This is a genomic window from Streptomyces sp. NRRL S-495 (genome assembly GCF_000966955.1).
Lineage (GTDB): Bacteria > Actinomycetota > Actinomycetes > Streptomycetales > Streptomycetaceae > Kitasatospora > Kitasatospora purpeofusca.
In genome coordinates, this window is record NZ_JZWY01001348.1 from 1 (window position 1) to 791 (window position 791).

Sequence of the window (791 nt, forward strand, 5' to 3'; positions counted from 1 at the left end):
CCGGAAGAGATCGAAGTCCTGGCTCATGAGCGGCCACTCCTGTTTCACGACGTTCACGACGGTACTCAGTACCCTTCATTATGCACGTGCGCAAGGAAAAGGGAACTCAGTGCCTTCACAGAGCGGCACTGAGTTCCCTATCCTCTTTTTGGCGGTAGCCGTAGCACCGGGCCCGTACAAACGCAGGGAGATGACACCGTGGTCCACTCAGCCATCGACGCCGACACCGAGAGCGCTCCGCTGTACTTCCAGCGCTGCGACTGGTGCCACAATCCGACCTTCCAGCGGCTGCTCTGCCCCACCTGCGGCTCCACCGAGCTGCGGCTGGAGCGCAGCGAGGGCACCGGGGTGGTGCGGCGGTGCGCCGTCGAGCAGGCCCGTACGCCGCTGGCCCGGCAGAAGTCGCTGATCCGGATGTCCGAGGGCTTCGACGTCTGGTGCATCGTCAGCGGCCTGCGCTCCACCGTGCCGGTGGGCACCCGGGTCCGGCTCAGCGGGGCGGCCGAGGGCGTGGAGCAGCCGGAGCTGACGGTGCTGTCGCCGGAGGAGCCGGAGCGGGTGCCGCCCCTCGAACCGCGGCCGCTGCCGCCGAACCAGGGCGGGTTCACCCAGCACCTGGCGGCGTTCGCGGAGTGACGGCGGCCGCGGCTCCCTCGGGGGCCGCGGCTTTCGGCCGGCCAGCGGGCGGCGAACGGCGAATGGTGAACTGCGAACTGCGAACTGCGAACGAGAAGGGGCGTGGCACCGAGTACCCCGGGGTACTCGGTGCCACGCCCCTTCTCCTGTCGGAC

At 69.2% G+C, this 791-nt stretch carries 1 protein-coding gene; it reads left to right on the top strand.

The window, feature by feature from the left end; genetic code table 11:
- Positions 1-198 precede the first annotated feature (198 nt).
- Positions 199-636 carry a hypothetical protein gene (locus VR45_RS41610; protein ID WP_052709767.1) on the top strand — a complete coding sequence of 146 codons (438 nt, stop codon included), beginning with the start codon at positions 199-201 and terminating at the stop codon, positions 634-636.
- Positions 637-791: the final 155 nt, after the last annotated feature.